The following is a 17,910-nucleotide window of genomic DNA, read 5'->3' as shown; positions in this document are numbered from 1 at the left end:
CGCCCGGTCCGGTGTGTCGCCAAACCGACGCGGAGGTCGCGAGGTTCGTCACAGCATCGGCGCTGGATGCGGTAGGTGGACACGAAGCGTTCGCCGACACGTTCGCGGTGTGGCGCGGCGCGTGCCATACGAGTGCGCGATGCTGTAGGGACCATGAACGACGAAGTTCCGCTACCCAGAACCGATCCGCCGCCGCGCGAACCACCGGCAAGCGATGCGACGCGGACCCGGCCGGGGCGCCGCGTCCTCGCGCTGATCCGGCTTTCGGCGGAGAAGTCCTGGGACGACTCGATATTCACCAAATCGGCGGCGGCGGCCTTCTGGCAAACCCTCTCGCTGGCCCCGCTGCTGCTCGGACTGCTCGGCAGCCTCGGCTATGTGGGCGGCTGGTTCGGACCCGATACCGTCGATATCGTCCAGTCCAAGATCATCAAGTTCAGTCGGGACCTGTTCAGCCCCTCGGTGGTCAACGACCTCATCGCACCCACCGTGCACGACGTGCTCGGCCGCGGGCGCGGCGCGGTGGTGTCGATCGGATTCGTGCTGTCGCTGTGGGCCGGATCCTCGGCGATGGCCACCTTCGTCGACTCCATCGTCGAGGCGCACGATCAGCAGGACGCGCGCCACCCGGTATGGCAGCGCATCTTCGCACTGCTGCTCTACCTGGGCTTCCTGGTCGCGGCCGTATTCATCCTGCCGCTGGTCGCGCTGGGGCCGCAGCTCATCGGGCGGGTATTGCCCGAGTCCTGGCGCGCACCGGGGCTGGCGCTTTTGGACGCGTTCTACTATCCGGGCGTCGGACTGCTGCTCATCGTCGGACTGACCACGCTGTACAAGCTGGCGCTGCACCGCTCACTGCCGTGGCATCGGCTGTTCTGGGGCGCGCTGGTGGCGGGGGTGTTCTTCATGGCCGCCAGCGAGGGGCTGCGACGCTATCTCGCCTGGATCACCAAGACCGGAGTCAGCTACGGCGCGCTCGCCACCCCGATCGCCTTCCTGCTGTTCACGTTCTTCCTCGGATTCGCCGTCATACTCGGCGCGGAATTCAACGCCTCGGTCCAGGAGTTGTGGCCCGCGCGAGCGACCTGGATGACCCAGGTCAAGCAGTGGATGACCGGGCAGGTCCAGGGGGAGGACGGCGAATCCGATCCGCCTCACTCGCCTTTGCGCAACCCCTCGTAGACCTTCTTGCACTCCGGGCAGACCGGCGAGCCCGGCTTGGGCGAGCGGGTGACCGGGAAGACCTCGCCGCAGAGGGCGACCACCATGGTGCCCATCACGGCACTCTCGGCGATCTTCTCCTTCTTGACGTAGTGGAAGTACTTGGGGATGTCGTCGCCGGTCGACTCGTCGGTGGTCGTATCGGGGCGGACCATGGTGTCTGTGCTCACGAGTTCCATTTTGCCGCATCGCGCCCCACTACCGTGTGTGCGGCCGTGATCCCGGAGTGGGAGACTCGGTGTATGCAGCAGCACGGCGCAGCCGACCGAGAGGGCAAAACGGAGGCCGCCGACAATCCCGGCCGAGGCGAGCACCCGGACCTCACGATGCCCGAGCGCCCCGATCGATCCTCCGGATACTTCCCCGGCAATGACGAGCGACACCCCGTCCTGATCACCGACGCCCAATCCTCGCTGGAGGATCAGCATCGCGCCAGAGTGCGCCGCTACACCATCATCATGGCCTTCCGCATCCCGTGCCTGGTGCTGGCGGCCATCGCCTACAGCATGTGGGGCAGCGCGCTGATATCACTGCTGATCATCGGCGTCTCGGTGCCGCTGCCGTGGATCGCGGTGCTCATCGCCAACGACCGTCCGCCACGCGCCAAGGACGAACCCTCCCGCTGGGATCGGCCCCGCACCGCGCTGGAATCGCGCCCGCACAACGCGATCGACGGCTGATTCGCTTCCATCCGCCGACCGAGGCGGCCAATCGCTTCCACCCGCCGACCGAGGCGGCCAATCGCAACGGCCCGACCGCTGCGGCCCGCTGACTGAGGCGACTATATGGTCCGCCGAATGCCGATGGACATCAGCGCTGCCGCCCCACACAGCCCGCCCGCCAGATACCAGGCCAGGTCGTAGCTGCCCTGCAGGTCCCGGAGGAAGCCGGCGCCCATCGCCGCGATGGCCGCGCCCACCTGATGCGAGGCGAACACCCACCCGAAGGCGACCGGTCCGTCGTCGCCGAACAGCGACCGGCACAGCGCGACCGTCGGCGGCACCGTGGCGATCCAGTCCAACCCGTAGAAGATGATGAACACCCACATGCTCGGCTGGGTGTCCGGCGCGAACAGCGAGGGCAGGATCAGCAGCGACAAGCCGCGCAGGGTGTAGTAGCCGAGCAGCAGGTAGCGCGGATCGACCCGGTCGGTGAGCCAACCGGAGAAGATGGTGCCCGCCACATCGAAGATCCCGACCAGCGCCAGCAGGCTCGCCGCGGTGGTCGGCGGCATGCCGTGATCGTGCGCGGCGCTGACGAAATGCGTGCCGACCAGGCCGTTGGTGGTCGCGCCGCAGACCGCGAAACCGCCTGCCAGCAACCAGAATCCGGGTGTGCGCGCGATAGTGGCCAGTACGGTGAGCGCGCGGGACGCGCCACCCGCCACCGAGGTCCGCACCCCGACGGAACTGTCGGGTTCCGCACCGTAGGCGGTGACGCCCATATCGCTGGGATAGTCACGGATGAATAGCAGCACCAGTGGCGCCACCGCCAGCGCGGCGCCCGCCACGATCAGCGACGGCAACCGCCACCCATGCGCGTGCGCCAACGACGAGACCATCGGCAGGAACACCAGCTGACCGGTCGCGCCCGCCGCGGTGAGCACCCCCGTGACGAGACCGCGGTGCTTGACGAACCAGCGTCCGGTGATGGTGGCCACGAACGGCATCGACATCGAGCCGACCCCGATGCCCACCAGCAGACCCCAGGTGAGCACCAAATGCCAAGCCTGCGTCATGAATACGGTAAGCCCGCTGCCCGCCGCCACCAGCACCAGCGCCCCCGCCACCACGCGCCGAATGCCGAAGCGGTCCATCAGTGCCGCCGCGAACGGCGAGATCAGGCCGTACAGCAGCATATTCAGCGAGACCGCCGTCCCGATGGTCCCGTGCGACCAGCCGAATTCCTCGTGCAGCGGATCGAGCAGCACACCGGGCACCGACCGGAATCCGGCCGCGCCGATCAGTGCGACGAATCCGACGCAGGCCACCATCCAGGCCGGATGCGGTCCGCGAGAAGTCTTGGTGGGCCGAGTGATCGGCGTTCGCAATTCGGTCACCGGAGCAGCCTGCCGGATGCGGATCTTTCCATCGAGTGGCCTGAATGCCACAATGCGTCAATATCAAGCCATTCTCGGAGGTAACGATGCGCACGACGCCCGACCGCTTCGCGGTGCGATGAGACATCCCGGATCCACGCGGCACAGAGTGGCGGTGTTGGCGCTGCCGGAGGTCATCGGATTCGATCTGGCGATCCCGCCGCTGGTGCTCGGGGCGGCGGTGGACTCCGACGGGAATCCGCTCTACGACGTGCGGGTGTGCGCGCTGTCCACCGATCCGGTGCCGACCACCCAGGGCTATGGGATCGTGCCGGAATGCGGGCCGGAGGCCATGGCGGAGGCGGATACGGTCATCGTCACCGGGACCAGGCTGCCCGGACCGCGCACCGAGGGCACCGTTTCCGCCGAGCTCGTCGCGGCCTTCGCCGATGTTCGACCCGATGCCAGGATCATGTCCATCTGCACCGGCTCTTTCGTGCTCGCCGCGATGGGACTCCTCGACGGGCGGCGGGCCACCACGCACTGGAGCTTCGCCGATACCTTCCGCGCGCTGTACCCGAGGGTCCTGCTCGATGAGGATCCGCTGTTCGTCGAGGACGGCAATATCTGGACCGCCGCCGGACTCGCGGCCGGAATCGACCTGTGCCTGCACATCATTCGCGCCGACCACGGCAGCGAGCCCGCCAATCGGGCGGCCAGGTACTGCGTGGTCCAGCCGTGGCGCGAGGGCGGCCAATCGCAGTTCATCGAACGCCAGGTCCCCGATCCGGGATCCGACGGCACGGCCGGCACCCGCGCCTGGGCGCTCACCCGCCTCGATCAACCCCTGGACCTGACCGCCATGGCCGCCAACGCCCGCATGAGCGTGCGCACCTTCACCCGCCGCTTCAAAGCCGAGACCGCCCTGGCCCCCGGCGCCTGGCTGCTCCAGCAGCGCCTGCGCCACGCCCGCCACCTCCTGGAAACCACCGACCTCCCCATCGACGCCGTCGCCCGCTGCGCGGGCATCGGCACCGCCGCATCCCTCCGCCACCACATGCGCCTGTCCCTGGGCATCCCACCTCTCGCCTACCGCAAATCCTTCCGCGCCCCACACAACTCCCCGGCCACCGACCGAGGCATGTAACACATATTGCGTTACGCTGAATCCATGGGAGTTCTGAACGTTCGCACCGACGAAGCCATGGAAACCGCCCTCTCCGCGCTCTCCGAACACGGCCACGGCAACCGCAGCGAAGCCGTTCGCTACGCCGTGCTGCGCACCTACCGCGAAATGATCCTCGAGCGCGCCGCGGCCGATGCCGAACGCCTCGCGGCCGATGAATCGGACCAGGCCGAAATGCTCGCGATTCAGCGATATATGGGGATCGCATGATCTTTCGCGGCGCGATCTACGAGATCAAGGCCGCACCCGGCGCTCGCGGCCACGAACAGCAGGGCCGGCGTTTGGCGGTGATCGTCCAGTCGGATCGGTTCGCCTCGTCCACCGTGATCGTCGCCATGACCTCGACCAGCGCCGGGCCTGCCAGCTATCGACCGGAAATCGATGTCGACGGCGTGAAGACCAGAATTCTCACCGACCGGATCTACACCGTCGATCCGAGTCGATTCGGCGACTTCAAAGGCAGCCTCGACGGCGACGAGCTAGCGGACCTCGACCAGGCACTGATGCTCAAACTCGGGCTGCTCTGACTTATGTACCGCGCCTCGGCGCTGGGGCATCGCGCCACGATCGGTGGTTGGGAGGGGGTGCGCGGGTGCTGGGAGGTTGCGGTGGCACAGTGGGCGGGTGGCTATGAATCGGACTACCACCGGATCGCTGTTGACGGCGTTGTGCCCGCAGTTGCGGACGGCGTTGGAGCGGGTCGGGTATGACGCGGATGGGCTGCTGGCGGTGCTGGGGGCGGAAGTTCATGCGGCGCTGGGGCGTTCGGAACCGGTGCCGGTGCGGCGGGTCGCGCGCGACGCGGGCGAGTTGGGGACGCTGATTCGATTGCTGCTGCTCGGGGATGCGATGCCGGAGCGGGAGGTGGCGGCGGCGCTGGCGCCGGTCGAGATGGATCGGGCGGTCGCGGCCGGTCTGCTGGATCGTTCGGGCCGGGAGGTGCGGGCGGCGTTGGATCTGCGGCCGCTCGACGCGGGCGCGGGCACCCGCTGGATCCTGTCGGATCTCGACGACTCGATGCGGCGCCGCACCCTCACCGAGGACCATGTGCTCGGCGTCGGCCACGCCTCCCTGTCACTGCTGCGCGCCACCCCCACCGAACCGGTCGGCTCGGTCCTGGATCTGGGCACCGGCTGCGGCGTACAGGCTGTCCACGCCGCCTCCTACGCCCGCTCGGTCACCGCCACCGACGTGAACCGGCGCGCCCTGTGGCTGGCCGAGGCCACCGCCGCACTCAATGACATCGAAATCGAACTGCTCGAGGGTTCCTGGTTCGAACCCGTCGCGGACCGCCGCTTCGACCAGATCGTGGCCAACCCGCCGTTCGTCGTCGGCCCCGCCCGCATCGAACACACCTACCGCGACTCCGGCCTGGCCCTCGACGGCGCGAGCGAACTGGTCATCTCGCAGGCCCCCGAACTGCTCGCCCCCGGCGGCACCGCCGCCATGCTGGCCGCCTGGGCGCATATCGACGGCGAGGACTGGCGACACCGCGTCTCGTCCTGGCTGCCCGACTACGGCATCGACGCCTGGGTGGTGCAGCGCGACATCGCCGATCCCGCCCTCTACGTGGGCACCTGGCTGCGCGACGCCGGACTCGACCCGCGCGATCCGGCCGCCCAGGCCCGCGCCGAACGCTGGCTCGACGCCTTCACCGCCGCCGATGTCGAAGGCGTCGGCTTCGGTTTCGTCTATCTGCGCGCCATCGACGGACCGACCGAACTGCTCGCCGAGGATCTGACCCACGGCTTCGACGACCCCCTCGGCGGGGAGGCCATCGGCTACTTCGCCCGCTCGGCCTGGCTGCGCGATGCGGCGGCCGACGAAACCCTCGCCTGGAGTTCGCGTTTCGCGGTCGATCCGGCCACCGCACTGGAGCGGGTCTATCTGCCCGGCGAGGTGGGCTGGTCCGAACGGGTCGCGCGCCTGCATCGCGGCGACGGCCCGCGCTGGCAGCACGAGGTGGATGCCGCCACCAGCGCGCTGGTGGCGGGAATGCGGCCGGATGGATTGCCGTTGTCCGAACTGGTGGAATTGCTCGCCCTCGCCGAGGGCGTCGAGGTGACCCCCGAATTCGCCGCGGGCGCGTTGAACGTCGTCACCGGACTGGTGCGACACGGTTTGGTGCATCCCGCGTAACGGTTCGGCAAACCGGGGAGACCGGCCGATCACCCGCGTTCCCGACCTGTGGCCTTCTCAGGAACTTCTCAGATGGAAGTGATCAAAGCCGCAGTTCAGGACCGGTTTACCGGCATCGTTTCCGGGAACTTTCTCCCTGTCGGGTCCGTTGTTCGGAGTGAGACACCACCGACAGGAGGCAAGTCATGACAAGCCCCGCCACCACTCGAGTGCGCATCAGCGAATCGGACCTCGACGCCCAGAGCCCCGCCGCCGACCTGGTACGCGTGTACCTCAACGGAATCGGCCGCACCGCACTGCTCACGGCCGCCGACGAGGTCGAGCTGGCCAAGCGCATCGAGGCGGGTCTCTACGCGCAGCACCTACTGGAGACCGGCAAGCGACTGTCGGCCCCGCGCAAGCGCGATCTCGCCCTGCTGGTGCGCGAGGGCCAAGCGGCCCGCTCGCACCTGCTCGAGGCCAACCTCCGCCTCGTCGTCTCGCTCGCCAAGCGGTACACCGGTCGCGGTATGCCCCTGCTGGACCTGATCCAGGAAGGCAACCTCGGGCTCATCCGGGCGATGGAGAAGTTCGATTACACCAAGGGCTTCAAGTTCTCCACCTACGCCACCTGGTGGATCCGGCAGGCCATCACCCGCGGCATGGCCGATCAGAGCCGCACCATCCGCCTGCCCGTCCACCTGGTCGAGCAGGTCAACAAGCTGGCCCGGATCAAGCGGGAACTGCATCAGCAGTTGGGGCGCGAGGCCACCGACGAGGAACTGGCCAGGGAGTCCGGTATCCCGGTCGACAAGATCTCCGATCTGCTCGATCACAGCCGCGACCCGGTGAGCCTGGATATGCCGGTCGGCAACGACGAGGAGGCCCCACTCGGCGATTTCATCGAGGACTCCGAGGCCACCTCGGCCGAATCGGCCGTGATCGCCGGGCTGCTGCACCACGATGTGCGCTCCGTGCTCGCCACCCTGGACGAGCGCGAACAGCAGGTCATCCGGTTGCGTTTCGGCCTGGACGACGGCCAGCCGCGCACCCTGGATCAGATCGGCAAACTGTTCGGCCTGTCCCGCGAGCGGGTCCGGCAGATCGAGCGCGAGGTCATGTCCAAGCTGCGCAAGGGTGAGCGGGCCGACAGGTTGCGGGCGTACGCGAGCTAGTTCCATGCGGGGCCGGCCACCGCCAGCCCCGATTGATCTCCGCCACCGACGAATCGGCTTGGCGGACAAGGCGAATCGAACTCCGGCCGAAGTGAGTCGACCTTCAGCCGGAGGGGGTTGGGGGAATTCGCCATCGCTGCCGCGATCCGGCACACCAAATACCCGGTGACCTTCGGTCACCTCCCCCTCGCCGACCGGTGCCCGCGCGTGCCCGTCCCCTCCGGGTTCCGCGCGAACCGGTCGGCGATTTCTTTCTCCCAGGGCCTAGCCGAGACCGTCATCCACGTCCGCGTGCTCGGGCTCGAGTACGAGACCGGCCGCGCGCGCCTGCACATCCAGCAGGATCGCGAAATCCTCGTTCACCCGACCGGTGGCGACAGCGGCTTGGACGAGTTGCGCCGTGAGCGCGGCCACCGGAACAGGGACATCCAGGTCGTGCGCCGCGGCCAGGCCGAGATCGAAATCCTTGCGCAGCAGCGTCGGGGTGAAGGTAGGGGTGTAGTCGAGTTCGACGAAGGCCGGGGTCTTGTAGCGGGTGAACACCGAGCCGAGGACGCTCGCATTGAGGAAGGCCAGCAGATCGGCCCGCGCCACCCCGCCCTTCTCCGCCAGCACCGTCACCTCGGCCAGTGCCTGGGTGAGCACGCCGAGCAGCAGGTTGTGGCAGATCTTCACCAGCCGCGCCGCCTCGCCCACGCCGACGTAGGTGACCGACGCACCGAAAGTGAGCAGTAGGGGTCGCAGGGCGTCGAAGACTTCGCGCGGACCGGAGACGGCCAGCGCGAGCCTGCCTGCCGCGACAACCTTCGCATTGCCGCTGACCGGGGCGGCGAGGAACCCGATGCCGCGTTCGACACAGGCGGCGCGGACCGCCGCCGAGGCTTCCGCCGAAACGGTTGAACAGTCGACCACATAGCGCGGCGCGAGGACCGGATCGGCGAGCAGTCCGTCGGGGCCGAGCAGGACCCGCGCCAGCACCTCCGGGGTGGACACCATGGTGAAAACCACGTCCCGGTCGCGCAATTCGGCTATCTCGTCGGCGATGACACAGCCCAGTTCGGCCAATGGCTCGGCCTTGGCGCGGGTGCGGTTCCACACCGCGACCCGGTGACCGGGCGCGAGCCGGGCGGCCATGGCCACACCCATGCGGCCCGCGCCGATCCAGCCGATCGACAGATCCGAGGCTTCGGTCATGCGCCCTCCTGTGCCGTCGCGTTCGGCACAGTATCGAGCATCACCCCTTGGTCGTGGGTCCGAGAACGCCAGAAATGCTCGAAGGGCGCGAGCCAGGACTGCAAATCGTGCAGCGGCTGCGGTTCGACCCGGTAGAAGCGGTGGCGGCCCCGCTTCTCCTCACCGACCAGCCCGCAGTCGCGCAGGACCTTCAGATGTTCGGACACACTGGGCCGAGCCATATCGAAACACTGCGCGATGGCTTGCACCGACTGCTCACCCGATAGCAGCAGAGCCAGGATCTCCCGCCGGGTCGGGCTGGCGAGCGCCCCGAAGACCAGGTCGGTCCGGCTGGATTTCACGCGTTGCGGCATTGGTGCCCCTGTTCGGTCGATGTCGCCGACGCCGGAACGGTGCCACAGCGGCGACGACGGCCGTCAGAGAATACCGAGGTACCCGGCCCTCTCGGCCACCCCGAAATCGCCGCCACCGGTGGGAATAGTCGGCGCGGCCCCTGGCGGGCACGGCCGTGTCCGCAACGGAGCCAGGCCCGACACAGGGCCTACCCCAATCGACGGGGACCGGTGTCGAAGCGGCTCGGCTCGGGACCGATGCGCGCCCGCGCGTACAGGATCTCGGCGGAGGCGGGCGAGGCGAGGACCGGGTCGAACGAGACCTCGCGCAGTTCCGGGATATCGTCCACCAGTGCCGAAATGCGCTGTGCCAGTTCGGCCAGTGCCGCCTTGTCGACGCGCGGACTGACGGCGGTGCCCGAGAGCAGCGGCGCGGCGCGCGGAGCATCGATGAGCGCCACCGCCTCGTCGGCGGTGAGCGGCAGCGCCCGATAGGCGCGATCGCCGAGCAGTTCGATGATCATCCCGGACAGCCCGAACTCGATGACCGAACCGAAGGACGGATCGTCCTGAACGCGCAGTACGCAGCCGACGCCTTTGGTAGCCATGCGCTGGATATGCAGTACCTGGTCGCCGGAGATCTCCACCAGGTCGGTGTAGGCCTGCCGCACCGCGGAGGGCCGCCACAGGTCGAGCCGGACGCCGCCGAGATCCGGTCTGCTGCGCCACAATTGGCCCGTGGCCTTGGCCGCGACCGGATATCCCAGTTCCTCGGCGGCGGCCACCGCCTCGTCGGCGGTGCGCACCTCACGGAATTCCACCACCCGAATTCCGTAGCAGGACAGCAGTTCCACCGTTTCCAGATCCGACAGCCAGCGGCCACCGCCGTCGCGCGTCCAATCCGCCACCAAGCCGCGCGCCCGCTCGGCATCGATGCCCTCGGGACGCACCACGGCGGAGATCGGTTTGGTGCGCCACTCGGCGTAGCGCCACACCTTGGCCAGGGCGCGGGCGGCGCGTTCGGGATCGGGATAGGACGGAATCGAACCGCGCGCGGTGCCACCGCCTGGTCCGCGCACCGCGAGCAGATTCGGGATGCCCTGTTCGGCGACGAAGGTGGTGAGGATGGGCTTGTCCGCCGCGGGCACGGCGGCGGTGGCGCTGCGGATGGCATCGGCGAATCCGGCCACCGCTACCGGCACCGGCGGTGCGAAAACCACGATCAGCGCGTCGATCTCGGGATCGCGCAGCGCCGCGAGGACCGCGTCGAAGTAGGCGCCCGGCGTGGCCTGGGGGCCGAGATTGACCGGCTCGTGCACCCGCAGCCCCTCGCCGCGCGCCGCATCCATGGCCAGCCAGTTCAACGCGGCGCTATTGCCGATGACACCGAGCCGGGATCCACCGGGCAGCGGCTGATAGGCCAGCAGCGCCGCGCAGTCGAACAGTTCGGAGATCGAATCCACCTGGACGATGCCCGCTTGGGCGAACAGGTCGCGCACGATCGTGCGGTCCATATCGCCCGGTGTGGCATTGCCCGCCATCCGGCCGCTGCTCACCGCCACAATGGGTTTGGTGCGCGCCACCCGCCTGGCTATCCGGGAGAACTTGCGCGGATTGCCGAAGCTCTCCAGGTAGAGCAGCACCACATCGGTGTCGGGTGCGGTATCCCAGTACTGGAGCAGGTCGTTGCCCGAGACGTCGGCGCGGTTGCCCGCCGAGACGAAGGTGGACAGGCCGAGATTGCGGGCCGCCGCCTCGCCGAGGATGGCCGCGCCCAGCGGACCCGACTGGCAGAAGAAGCCGATCCGACCCCGGCCCGGCAGCACCGAGGCGAGGGTGGCGTTGAGCGCGACCTCGGGATCGGTATTGGCGATGCCGAGGGCGCTCGGCCCGACCACCCGCATCCCGTGTCCCCGTGCGGCGGTGATCAATTCGCGTTCGCGGGCGGCGCCGCCCGCACCGGTCTCGCTGAACCCCGCCGTGAGCACGACCAGACCTTTGACGCCCTTGGCCAGGCAGTCGTCGAGCACCGAGGCGATCGCGCCCGGCGGCACCGCGACCACGGCCAGGTCGACCTCGTCCGGGATATCGCGCACCGTGGCGTAGGCCCGCACGCCGCGCACCGATTTGCGATTCGGATTCACCGGGTAGACCGGCCCCTGGAACACCCCGGACAGCAGATTCGCCAATACCGTGCCGCCGACGCGACCCGGCGCGGGGGTGGCGCCGATCACCGCCACTGAACCCGGTCGCAGCAGATTGCCGACGCTGCGCGCCTCCGAGGCCCGCTCGCGCGAATCCCGCACCGACAGCAGGGCTTCGGTGGGGTCGATGGCGAATTCCAGATGCAGCACCGAACCGTCCCTGCTGCGTTCGACCTGGTAGCCCGCATCGCGGAAGACGGTGACCATCACCGTGTTCTCCGCGAGCACCTCGGCGACGAAATGGGCGATATCGTTCTCGGCCGCCGCGCCGGCCAGATGTTCGAGCAGGACCGAGCCGAGCCCGCGGCCCTGATGTTCGTCGGCGACCACGAAGGCGACCTCGGCCGCGCGCGGACCGGGACGATCCAGCAGTTCGTAACGGCCGACCGCGATGATCGACTCCCCCAGTTCCAGGACCAGACCCACCCGATCGCGGTGATCCACATGGGTGGACCGGTACAGGTCCTTCGGTGAGATACGCGGGTAGGGACCGAAGTAGCGCAGATAGCGGGTGCGGTCGGAGAGCGCGGCGTGGAATTGTTGCAAACGCTCGGCGTCGTCGGGGGTGATCGCGCGCAAACGGACCACACCGCCATCGGAGGCGAGCACATCGGCCAACCAGTGCTGCGGCGGAGGAGGCGGCACCGCCGGGGTGTGCGGCGAATCCGGGACCGGCGGAGCGACCCCGGCGGAAACCGGAGCGACCGGGGTCAAACCCGCAGGAGCGGCTGGGGTCGAACCGGCCGAACCGGCCGGGGCCGCTGGAGTCGATCTGGCCGGAGCGGCCGAACCGGCCGAAGCGGAACTGTCCGGAGCGACCGGGGTCGAATCAGTCACGGGGGTCCTCCGGATCCAGGCCCAGCAACCCGAAGGTGGCCCGGCGGGTGGCCAAGATGGCCGTATCGATGGCGCGTTGCGCGCGGTCGAGCCGCACGTCCCCAGTCTCCCCGGTGCCGCCCGGACCATCCCAGCGACGGTAGGCAATATCACCACCGTCGCCCATCGTTCGCGGGGGCGTCAGCGCGGGCGCGACTGCCGCGACCTGGTCGAGCCAGTCCTGTGGGATCACCGTTTCGGTGGGGATCGGTCGGTCCAGGGCGATGGCGAGCAGATGGGTCCAGGCTCGAGGCACCACTCGCAGTAGCCCGTACCCGCCTCCGCCCACCGCGAGCCAGCGCCCGTCGGCATAGGTATCGGCCAGTTCGCGCATGGCCAGGAAGGCGGCGCGCTGACCGTCTACGGTGAGTTCGAAGTCGGCCAGCGGATCCTCGCGGTGCGAATCCACGCCGCATTGGCTGACCACCAACTGCGGGCGGAAGGCGGCCAGCGCGCCGGGCGCCACGGCGTGGAATGCGCGCAGCCACTGGGCATCTCCGGTCCCCGGCGGCAGCGGCAGATTGATCGAGGTGCCCTCGGCCGCGTCGCAGCCGATCTCCTCCGGCCAGCCGGTATTCGGCCACAGGGTGGCCGGATGCTGGTGCAGCGAGACCGTGAGCACCCTCGGATCGGCATAGAAGGCGCGCTGCACGCCGTCGCCGTGGTGCACGTCGACATCGACGTAGGCGATGCGGTCGAAGCCGTGGTCGAGCAGCCACGAAATGGCCACCGCCGCATCGTTGTACACGCAGAATCCGGCCGCATGCCCCGCCATGGCGTGGTGCATGCCGCCCGCGATGCTCACCGCGCGCCGAGCGCGCCCCTCGGCGATCTCGCGTGCGGCGGCCAGGGTGCCGCCGACCAGCACCGACGCCGCTTCGTGCATATGCGGGAACGGCGGATTGTCCGGTGCGACAATGCCGTAGCCCGGCGCACCCTCCGGCGGGCGGACACGGCCGACGGCCTCGATATATTCGGAGGTATGCACCCGCAGCAGATCGGCGGTGCCTGCGGCGGCCGGGGTGAGCAGCTCGACACCGTCGAGCAATCCCAGACTTTTCGCCAGGGCCATGGTGAACTTCAGACGCACCGGTTTCATCGGGTGCTCCGGGGTCCAGGAGTAGTCGAGGAAGCGGTCGGTCCAGACGACCGCCCCCGATTCGCGTCGCGCGGTGGCCATATCGGTAACGCTAGCGGGAAGTTTGCGCCCCCACGCACCGTTGTCATGCAGTAGAAAGAGTCCGGTGGTGCGCACGCCAGTCCGACGCGCGGCGGTGTCGGTGGGCCTAGGTAGAATTCGTGCACGACGAAGGGGTAAAAGGTGAAGGATCTGGTCGACACCACGGAGATGTATCTCCGTACCATCTACGACCTCGAGGAGGAGGGTGTTGTGCCCCTGCGCGCTCGCATTGCCGAGCGGCTGGAGCAGAGCGGCCCGACGGTCAGCCAAACCGTCGCGCGGATGGAGCGCGACGGATTGCTGCTGGTCGCCGGAGATCGCCACCTCGAGCTCACCGAGAAGGGCCGCGGTATGGCCGTCGCGGTGATGCGCAAACACCGCCTCGCCGAGCGGCTGCTGGTCGACATCATCGGATTGGATTGGCAGAACGTCCATGCCGAGGCGTGCCGCTGGGAGCACGTCATGAGCGAGGATGTCGAGCGCCGCCTGGTCGAGGTGCTCAACCACCCCACCACCTCCCCCTATGGCAATCCGATTCCGGGTCTGGACGAATTGGGCGTTGTCCCGGTATCGCCCGTCGAGGAGAAGTTGGTCCGCCTCTCGGATCTGCCCGCCGGGCATACCCACGCGGTGGTGGTGCGCCGCCTCGCCGAGCACATTCAGACCGATCCGGATGTGATCGGCCAATTGCGCGAGGCGGGTGTGGTGCCCGACGCGCGCGTCACGGTGGCGACCAAGCCGGGTGCCGTGGTCATTACCGTCCCCGGTCATTCCGGATTCGAACTGTCCGACGAGATGGCGCATGCCGTCCAAGTGAAACTGGTCTGAGGCGTGCGACTTCTGGTTACGGGTGGCGCGGGCTACGTGGGTGGTGTCTGCGCGAAGGTCCTGCTGGAGAGCGGGCACGAGGTTGTGGTGGTGGACGATCTCTCGACCGGCAATGCCGATGGCGTGCCTCTGGGCGCGCGATTCGTCGAGGGCGATATCGCCGAGGTGGCGCCGCGGCTGCTGGCCGCCGAAACCTTCGACGGTGTCCTGCATTTCGCGGCCATGTCGCTGGTGGGCGAATCGGTGGAGCAGCCGGAGAAGTACTGGCACGGCAATGTGGTGAAGACGCTGACCCTGCTGGAGGCCATGCGCGCGGCGGGCGTCGGCCGATTGGTGTTCTCCTCCACCGCCGCGGTGTACGGCGAGCCGCAGCGGGTGCCGATCACCGAGGAGGAGCCCACCCGCCCGACCAATCCGTACGGCGCCTCCAAACTGGCCATCGACCACGCCATCACCTCCTATGCCGTCGCGCACGGTCTGGCCGCGACCAGCCTGCGCTACTTCAATGTGGCGGGCGCGTATGCCGGTCTCGGTGAGAACCGGGTGGTGGAGACGCATCTCATTCCGCTGGTACTCCAGGTGGCCGCCGGCTACCGCAAATCCATCTCGATCTTCGGCACCGACTGGCCGACCGCCGACGGCACGGCCGTACGCGATTACATCCACATTCGTGACCTGGCTCTGGCCCATCTGCTGGCGCTGAACACTGCCGAGGCGGGGACGCATCGCCTCTTCAATCTCGGTAGCGGTGCGGGATTCTCGGTCCGCGAAGTCATCTCCGCCTGCCGTCGGGTGACCGGGCTGCCCATCCCGACCGTGGAGGCGCCCCGGCGGCCGGGCGATCCGGCCACCCTCATCGCCTCCAGTGCCCGCGCCGTCGCCGAACTGGGCTGGCAGCCCGAGCACACCGACCTCGACGAAATCGTCGCCGACGCCTGGGAATACCTGCGGGGTCTCGGCTCCCGCGCCCACGCCGCCCAGCAGTAGGCCCGCGAACGGCCGCGCCATGGCGCCCATCATGAGCGGGTGCGCCGGAGGTTGATGCCCAGGTCCAGGGCGGCCTCGTAGCCGCAGCGGACGAGGCGCTTCAGGTGTGCGGGGCGCAGGCCCATATAGAGCGAGGTCTCCAGGAGTTGGGCCATCGGATGGCCGGGGGCGGCGGCGCGCGCGGCCTGGAGGGCGACGCCCGCCAAGGGGCCGTCGCCCCTGGTGTAGGCGTGGTAGCCGAGCAGCGCGGCCGCCTCGGCGCGGTCCGGCCCGTCGGTGGTTTGGGTCAGGGTGATCCAGAGGCGTTCGGCGGCCTCGGCGTACTCCCCGGCGGGGAGGGCGAACATGGCGTCGCGCACGGTGGGATCGCGCAGTGCGGCAACGAGTTCCGCGAGTTCGGAGGGGTCGGGCTCGGATCCGACCGCCATACCTTCGATCTGTCGCAGGACGTATTGGAGGGCGCAGCGGCTGTAGCTGTTGGGGTCGCCGCGGCGGACGGCCTGCTCGAACCGGGCGCCTGCGGCGGCCCCCACCTCCGCCAGCCGGGCGGCGACCTCGGCCTGCCTGCGCGAGTCGGTGGCCACCAGATCGGTGAGCTCACTGCGGGAGCGGCGGATCGGGCGGCCGTCGAGCACCTGCGACATGGCCACCGCCGACGCGGTCGGATCGGGCAGGATGCCGTGGCGACGCGGGCCGAGCAGACTCCACCACACCTGCCCCGGCTCGCAGGCCGATACCGCCCAGGCGTCGGCCACCTCGATCTCATCGGCGGCGAGCTCACGGCGCAGCGACCGCGCCAGTGCGCCGAAAGGGCCTCTACCGGAACGACTTCGACGCTCGTCCAACGGGACGACGCCCCTGTCGTCCACCAGGATGGCCAGGACACGGGCCGCGCCGACGCCCGCGCACACCTGCACCACGTACGGGGCGACCATATCGGCGCGCAGACTCCCCTGCGGCTGGTCGAGATCGAAGCGCGCCACGGCATCTATCAGCTCCGGCTCCTCCACAGGACCCGGCCCATCGACCGGGCTCGCCGCACCGGCCGAACCCGATTCGGCTGTCTGGCACAGAACGGCGATGATCAGCGACCGCTCCGGTGGGAAGCCCACCAGCGCGGGCATGGCCGCGATCAGGTCGCCCGGATTGTGGATGTGCACCGCTCCCGGCGGAATCCGCGCCCCGAATCGCGGTGCCCCCTCGGCACAGGCCGAGCGCGCACCCGCTGCGTGGCGCGCGATGCGGGCGCGGTACGGCGGGGGCGCTTCCCGCGCGGAACATCCCGCGTCGCGCAGCCCGAATCCTCCCAGCCCGACTCCTCCCAGCCCGACTCCGCGCGGCCCGAATCCGCGGGTCTGCGGGCGGGATTCGGACGGCGCCGCGCGGAGCGCGGGAGATGCGCTCGGGCCGGCGGATGGCCCTGCGGAGCGGAGTTCGGCGGAGGCGGGAGTCGTCATGGGTCGAGTGTGCTCGCCCCTACTGTGCGATCGATCGCGACGACCAGTGGATTCGGCTGTCCTGTGGAAAGCGCTCGCGCTGTGGGTAACTCGGGCGCGGGCCGGGAACGCGGGCCAGACCGGCTGGTATTCTCGCCACGCTCGATGGGTCGAGCTCAGGCCGCGCGCCCGACCTTCGCCAAGGCCGCGGTGAACAGCGCGTTCAGCGCCTCGGTATCGGGTTTGCGCCCCTCGAACGTCATATAGGCCACCGAGATTCGCACATCGCCGATCTGGCCCGCCGAGGTCTGCATGGTGGCGGCCACGCCGGGCAGGCTCACCTCCGGAGCGACGGTGCGCCGGAAGGCCAGGGTGTCCTCGGCATCCGCCGGGGGCGACGGATCGAGCGTGGTCGTCACGGTGGATTTCGCGCCCGCCTTGTCGACGCGGAACGATTTGCACTGCCGCAACTGGGATCGCCACGCCGACAAGGGTTTATCCGTGCGGGTCAAGACCACGGTGAGGGTGGCGCGGGCGACGTTGTCGTTCGCCACGGCCACGGCCGTCCGATCGGGACCGGACTGTTGTTCCGGCGGTGCGCAACCGGCGGGTGTGACGATGGCCCCGCGCCCCGCGCCCGCCAGGTCGCCCGTGGCCAGTGCCGCGGCTTCCGGTGGCAGCGTCAAACCGCCGCCGTAGTTCGCCGGGTAGTCCGCGTCGGCGGGCAGTAGTGAACCGAGTTGGGCGCCAATATGTCTGGTGGCCGCGGTGACCGGATGTCCGGAGACCTCCGAGCCGCAGCCCGCCAATCCGATGGCGCAGATCGCCAGCAGCGCGCCCGTCGCGCGTGTCGACACGCCCCCGCCGGGACCCCGGCGCGTCGAAATGGGCACAGTCACGCCTCCACTGTGCCAAACTCCCGATATCCGTCGGCGCCGCCACGCCGCAATCTCCGGTGCGGGAAGTCGGGTGCGGCCAGTCCGCCGCGGAAAATCCGTTTCGCCGGGCGCGCTGCGGGAATGCGTGCGCTGCCCGCGCTGTTGCCGAACGTATTGGTCGGTGTCCGGCCGTGCGCGGGGAGGTCGCCGCCATGGGGGACAATGGACGGTGGTGCCGCCGGAGTATTCGCCCTGGC

At 69.2% G+C, this 17,910-nt stretch carries 17 protein-coding genes; 9 read left to right on the top strand and 8 right to left on the bottom strand.

The window, feature by feature from the left end:
• Positions 1-252: 252 nt before the first annotated feature.
• Positions 253-1,182, top strand: a complete 930-nt coding sequence (locus tag D5S18_RS30455; RefSeq protein WP_239004098.1) for a YihY/virulence factor BrkB family protein — start codon at positions 253-255, stop codon at positions 1,180-1,182.
• On the opposite strand, the gene D5S18_RS30450 is transcribed toward D5S18_RS30455, so the two are convergent.
• Entirely contained in the window at positions 1,155-1,391 is a 237-nt protein-coding gene (locus D5S18_RS30450) for a DUF3039 domain-containing protein (RefSeq protein WP_120044600.1), read from the bottom strand. The genes D5S18_RS30455 and D5S18_RS30450 overlap by 28 nt on opposite strands.
• A gap of 156 nt (positions 1,392-1,547) precedes the next feature.
• Here D5S18_RS30450 and D5S18_RS30445 point away from each other — a divergent pair, with 156 nt between their 5' ends.
• On the top strand, positions 1,548-1,901 hold the full coding sequence (locus D5S18_RS30445; RefSeq protein ID WP_120044599.1) for a DUF3099 domain-containing protein: 354 nt from the start codon (positions 1,548-1,550) through the stop codon (positions 1,899-1,901).
• A 101-nt stretch (positions 1,902-2,002) separates the two neighbouring features.
• Here the strand turns inward: D5S18_RS30445 and D5S18_RS30440 are convergent, their stop codons facing one another.
• On the bottom strand, positions 2,003-3,280 hold the full coding sequence (locus tag D5S18_RS30440; protein WP_120044598.1) for an MFS transporter: 1,278 nt from the start codon (positions 3,278-3,280) through the stop codon (positions 2,003-2,005).
• A 118-nt stretch (positions 3,281-3,398) separates the two neighbouring features.
• On the opposite strand from D5S18_RS30440, the gene D5S18_RS30435 reads away from it, so the two are divergent.
• From D5S18_RS30435 to D5S18_RS30415, 5 genes are all read left to right on the top strand, one after another.
• A complete protein-coding gene (locus D5S18_RS30435) occupies positions 3,399-4,406 on the top strand; it encodes a GlxA family transcriptional regulator (RefSeq protein WP_120044597.1) in 1,008 nt (335 codons plus the stop codon).
• Between the two features lie 24 nt (positions 4,407-4,430).
• On the top strand, positions 4,431-4,655 hold the full coding sequence (locus tag D5S18_RS30430; protein WP_239004097.1) for a hypothetical protein: 225 nt from the start codon (positions 4,431-4,433) through the stop codon (positions 4,653-4,655).
• Positions 4,652-4,972, top strand: coding sequence for a type II toxin-antitoxin system PemK/MazF family toxin (locus D5S18_RS30425; RefSeq protein ID WP_120044579.1), 321 nt, complete (start codon positions 4,652-4,654; stop codon positions 4,970-4,972). The genes D5S18_RS30430 and D5S18_RS30425 overlap by 4 nt, the downstream gene beginning before the upstream one ends.
• Positions 4,973-5,075: 103 nt before the next feature.
• Positions 5,076-6,584 carry a DUF7782 domain-containing protein gene (locus D5S18_RS30420; RefSeq protein WP_120044578.1) on the top strand — a complete coding sequence of 503 codons (1,509 nt, stop codon included), beginning with the start codon at positions 5,076-5,078 and terminating at the stop codon, positions 6,582-6,584.
• A 185-nt stretch (positions 6,585-6,769) separates the two neighbouring features.
• Positions 6,770-7,738 carry a sigma-70 family RNA polymerase sigma factor gene (locus tag D5S18_RS30415; RefSeq protein ID WP_120044577.1) on the top strand — a complete coding sequence of 323 codons (969 nt, stop codon included), beginning with the start codon at positions 6,770-6,772 and terminating at the stop codon, positions 7,736-7,738.
• Between the two features lie 264 nt (positions 7,739-8,002).
• Here the strand turns inward: D5S18_RS30415 and D5S18_RS30410 are convergent, their stop codons facing one another.
• The 4 genes from D5S18_RS30410 to D5S18_RS30395 form a co-directional block, all read right to left on the bottom strand.
• On the bottom strand, positions 8,003-8,932 hold the full coding sequence (locus D5S18_RS30410; RefSeq protein ID WP_120044576.1) for an NAD(P)-dependent oxidoreductase: 930 nt from the start codon (positions 8,930-8,932) through the stop codon (positions 8,003-8,005).
• Positions 8,929-9,285: an ArsR/SmtB family transcription factor gene (locus D5S18_RS30405; protein ID WP_120044575.1), complete on the bottom strand. Its 357-nt coding sequence runs from the start codon at positions 9,283-9,285 to the stop codon at positions 8,929-8,931. Before D5S18_RS30405 ends, D5S18_RS30410 begins: the two co-directional genes overlap by 4 nt.
• A gap of 188 nt (positions 9,286-9,473) precedes the next feature.
• The gene (locus D5S18_RS30400; protein ID WP_439651192.1) at positions 9,474-12,305 is read right to left on the bottom strand and encodes a bifunctional acetate--CoA ligase family protein/GNAT family N-acetyltransferase; all 2,832 of its coding nucleotides are present in this window, start codon (positions 12,303-12,305) and stop codon (positions 9,474-9,476) included.
• The gene (locus tag D5S18_RS30395; RefSeq protein WP_120044574.1) at positions 12,298-13,524 is read right to left on the bottom strand and encodes an acetoin utilization protein AcuC; all 1,227 of its coding nucleotides are present in this window, start codon (positions 13,522-13,524) and stop codon (positions 12,298-12,300) included. The genes D5S18_RS30400 and D5S18_RS30395 overlap by 8 nt, the downstream gene beginning before the upstream one ends.
• Before the next feature lie 141 nt (positions 13,525-13,665).
• On the opposite strand from D5S18_RS30395, the gene D5S18_RS30390 reads away from it, so the two are divergent.
• Together D5S18_RS30390 and galE are read left to right on the top strand one after the other, a co-directional pair.
• A complete protein-coding gene (locus D5S18_RS30390) occupies positions 13,666-14,352 on the top strand; it encodes an iron-dependent transcriptional repressor DtxR (RefSeq protein WP_120044573.1) in 687 nt (228 codons plus the stop codon).
• 3 nt (positions 14,353-14,355) lie between these two features.
• Positions 14,356-15,339 carry a UDP-glucose 4-epimerase GalE gene (gene galE / locus D5S18_RS30385; RefSeq protein ID WP_120044572.1) on the top strand — a complete coding sequence of 328 codons (984 nt, stop codon included), beginning with the start codon at positions 14,356-14,358 and terminating at the stop codon, positions 15,337-15,339.
• Positions 15,340-15,368: 29 nt separating this feature from the next.
• Here the strand turns inward: galE and D5S18_RS30380 are convergent, their stop codons facing one another.
• Together D5S18_RS30380 and D5S18_RS30375 are read right to left on the bottom strand one after the other, a co-directional pair.
• On the bottom strand, positions 15,369-16,796 hold the full coding sequence (locus tag D5S18_RS30380) for a DUF4192 domain-containing protein (RefSeq protein ID WP_120044571.1): 1,428 nt from the start codon (positions 16,794-16,796) through the stop codon (positions 15,369-15,371).
• 155 nt (positions 16,797-16,951) lie between these two features.
• Positions 16,952-17,674, bottom strand: a complete 723-nt coding sequence (locus D5S18_RS30375; RefSeq protein WP_239004096.1) for a sensor domain-containing protein — start codon at positions 17,672-17,674, stop codon at positions 16,952-16,954.
• Positions 17,675-17,910 lie beyond the last annotated feature (236 nt).

This window comes from Nocardia panacis, assembly GCF_003598715.1.
Taxonomy (GTDB): domain Bacteria; phylum Actinomycetota; class Actinomycetes; order Mycobacteriales; family Mycobacteriaceae; genus Nocardia; species Nocardia panacis.
Note: the sequence above shows the minus strand (reverse complement) of the source record. Positions and strands in the feature narration are given on the sequence as shown.

Bases quoted from the DNA above. Each gene is read 5' to 3' on its own strand.
- D5S18_RS30445 (WP_120044599.1), top strand. From the start codon at position 1,548: ATGCCCGAGCGCCCCGATCGATCCTCCGGATACTTCCCCGGCAATGAC.
- D5S18_RS30435 (WP_120044597.1), top strand. From the start codon at position 3,399: ATGAGACATCCCGGATCCACGCGGCACAGAGTGGCGGTGTTGGCGCTG.
- D5S18_RS30430 (WP_239004097.1), top strand. From the start codon at position 4,431: ATGGGAGTTCTGAACGTTCGCACCGACGAAGCCATGGAAACCGCCCTC.
- D5S18_RS30425 (WP_120044579.1), top strand. From the start codon at position 4,652: ATGATCTTTCGCGGCGCGATCTACGAGATCAAGGCCGCACCCGGCGCT.
- D5S18_RS30420 (WP_120044578.1), top strand. From the start codon at position 5,076: ATGAATCGGACTACCACCGGATCGCTGTTGACGGCGTTGTGCCCGCAG.
- D5S18_RS30415 (WP_120044577.1), top strand. From the start codon at position 6,770: ATGACAAGCCCCGCCACCACTCGAGTGCGCATCAGCGAATCGGACCTC.
- D5S18_RS30410 (WP_120044576.1), bottom strand. From the start codon at position 8,932: ATGACCGAAGCCTCGGATCTGTCGATCGGCTGGATCGGCGCGGGCCGC.
- D5S18_RS30405 (WP_120044575.1), bottom strand. From the start codon at position 9,285: ATGCCGCAACGCGTGAAATCCAGCCGGACCGACCTGGTCTTCGGGGCG.
- D5S18_RS30395 (WP_120044574.1), bottom strand. From the start codon at position 13,524: ATGGCCACCGCGCGACGCGAATCGGGGGCGGTCGTCTGGACCGACCGC.
- D5S18_RS30380 (WP_120044571.1), bottom strand. From the start codon at position 16,796: ATGACGACTCCCGCCTCCGCCGAACTCCGCTCCGCAGGGCCATCCGCC.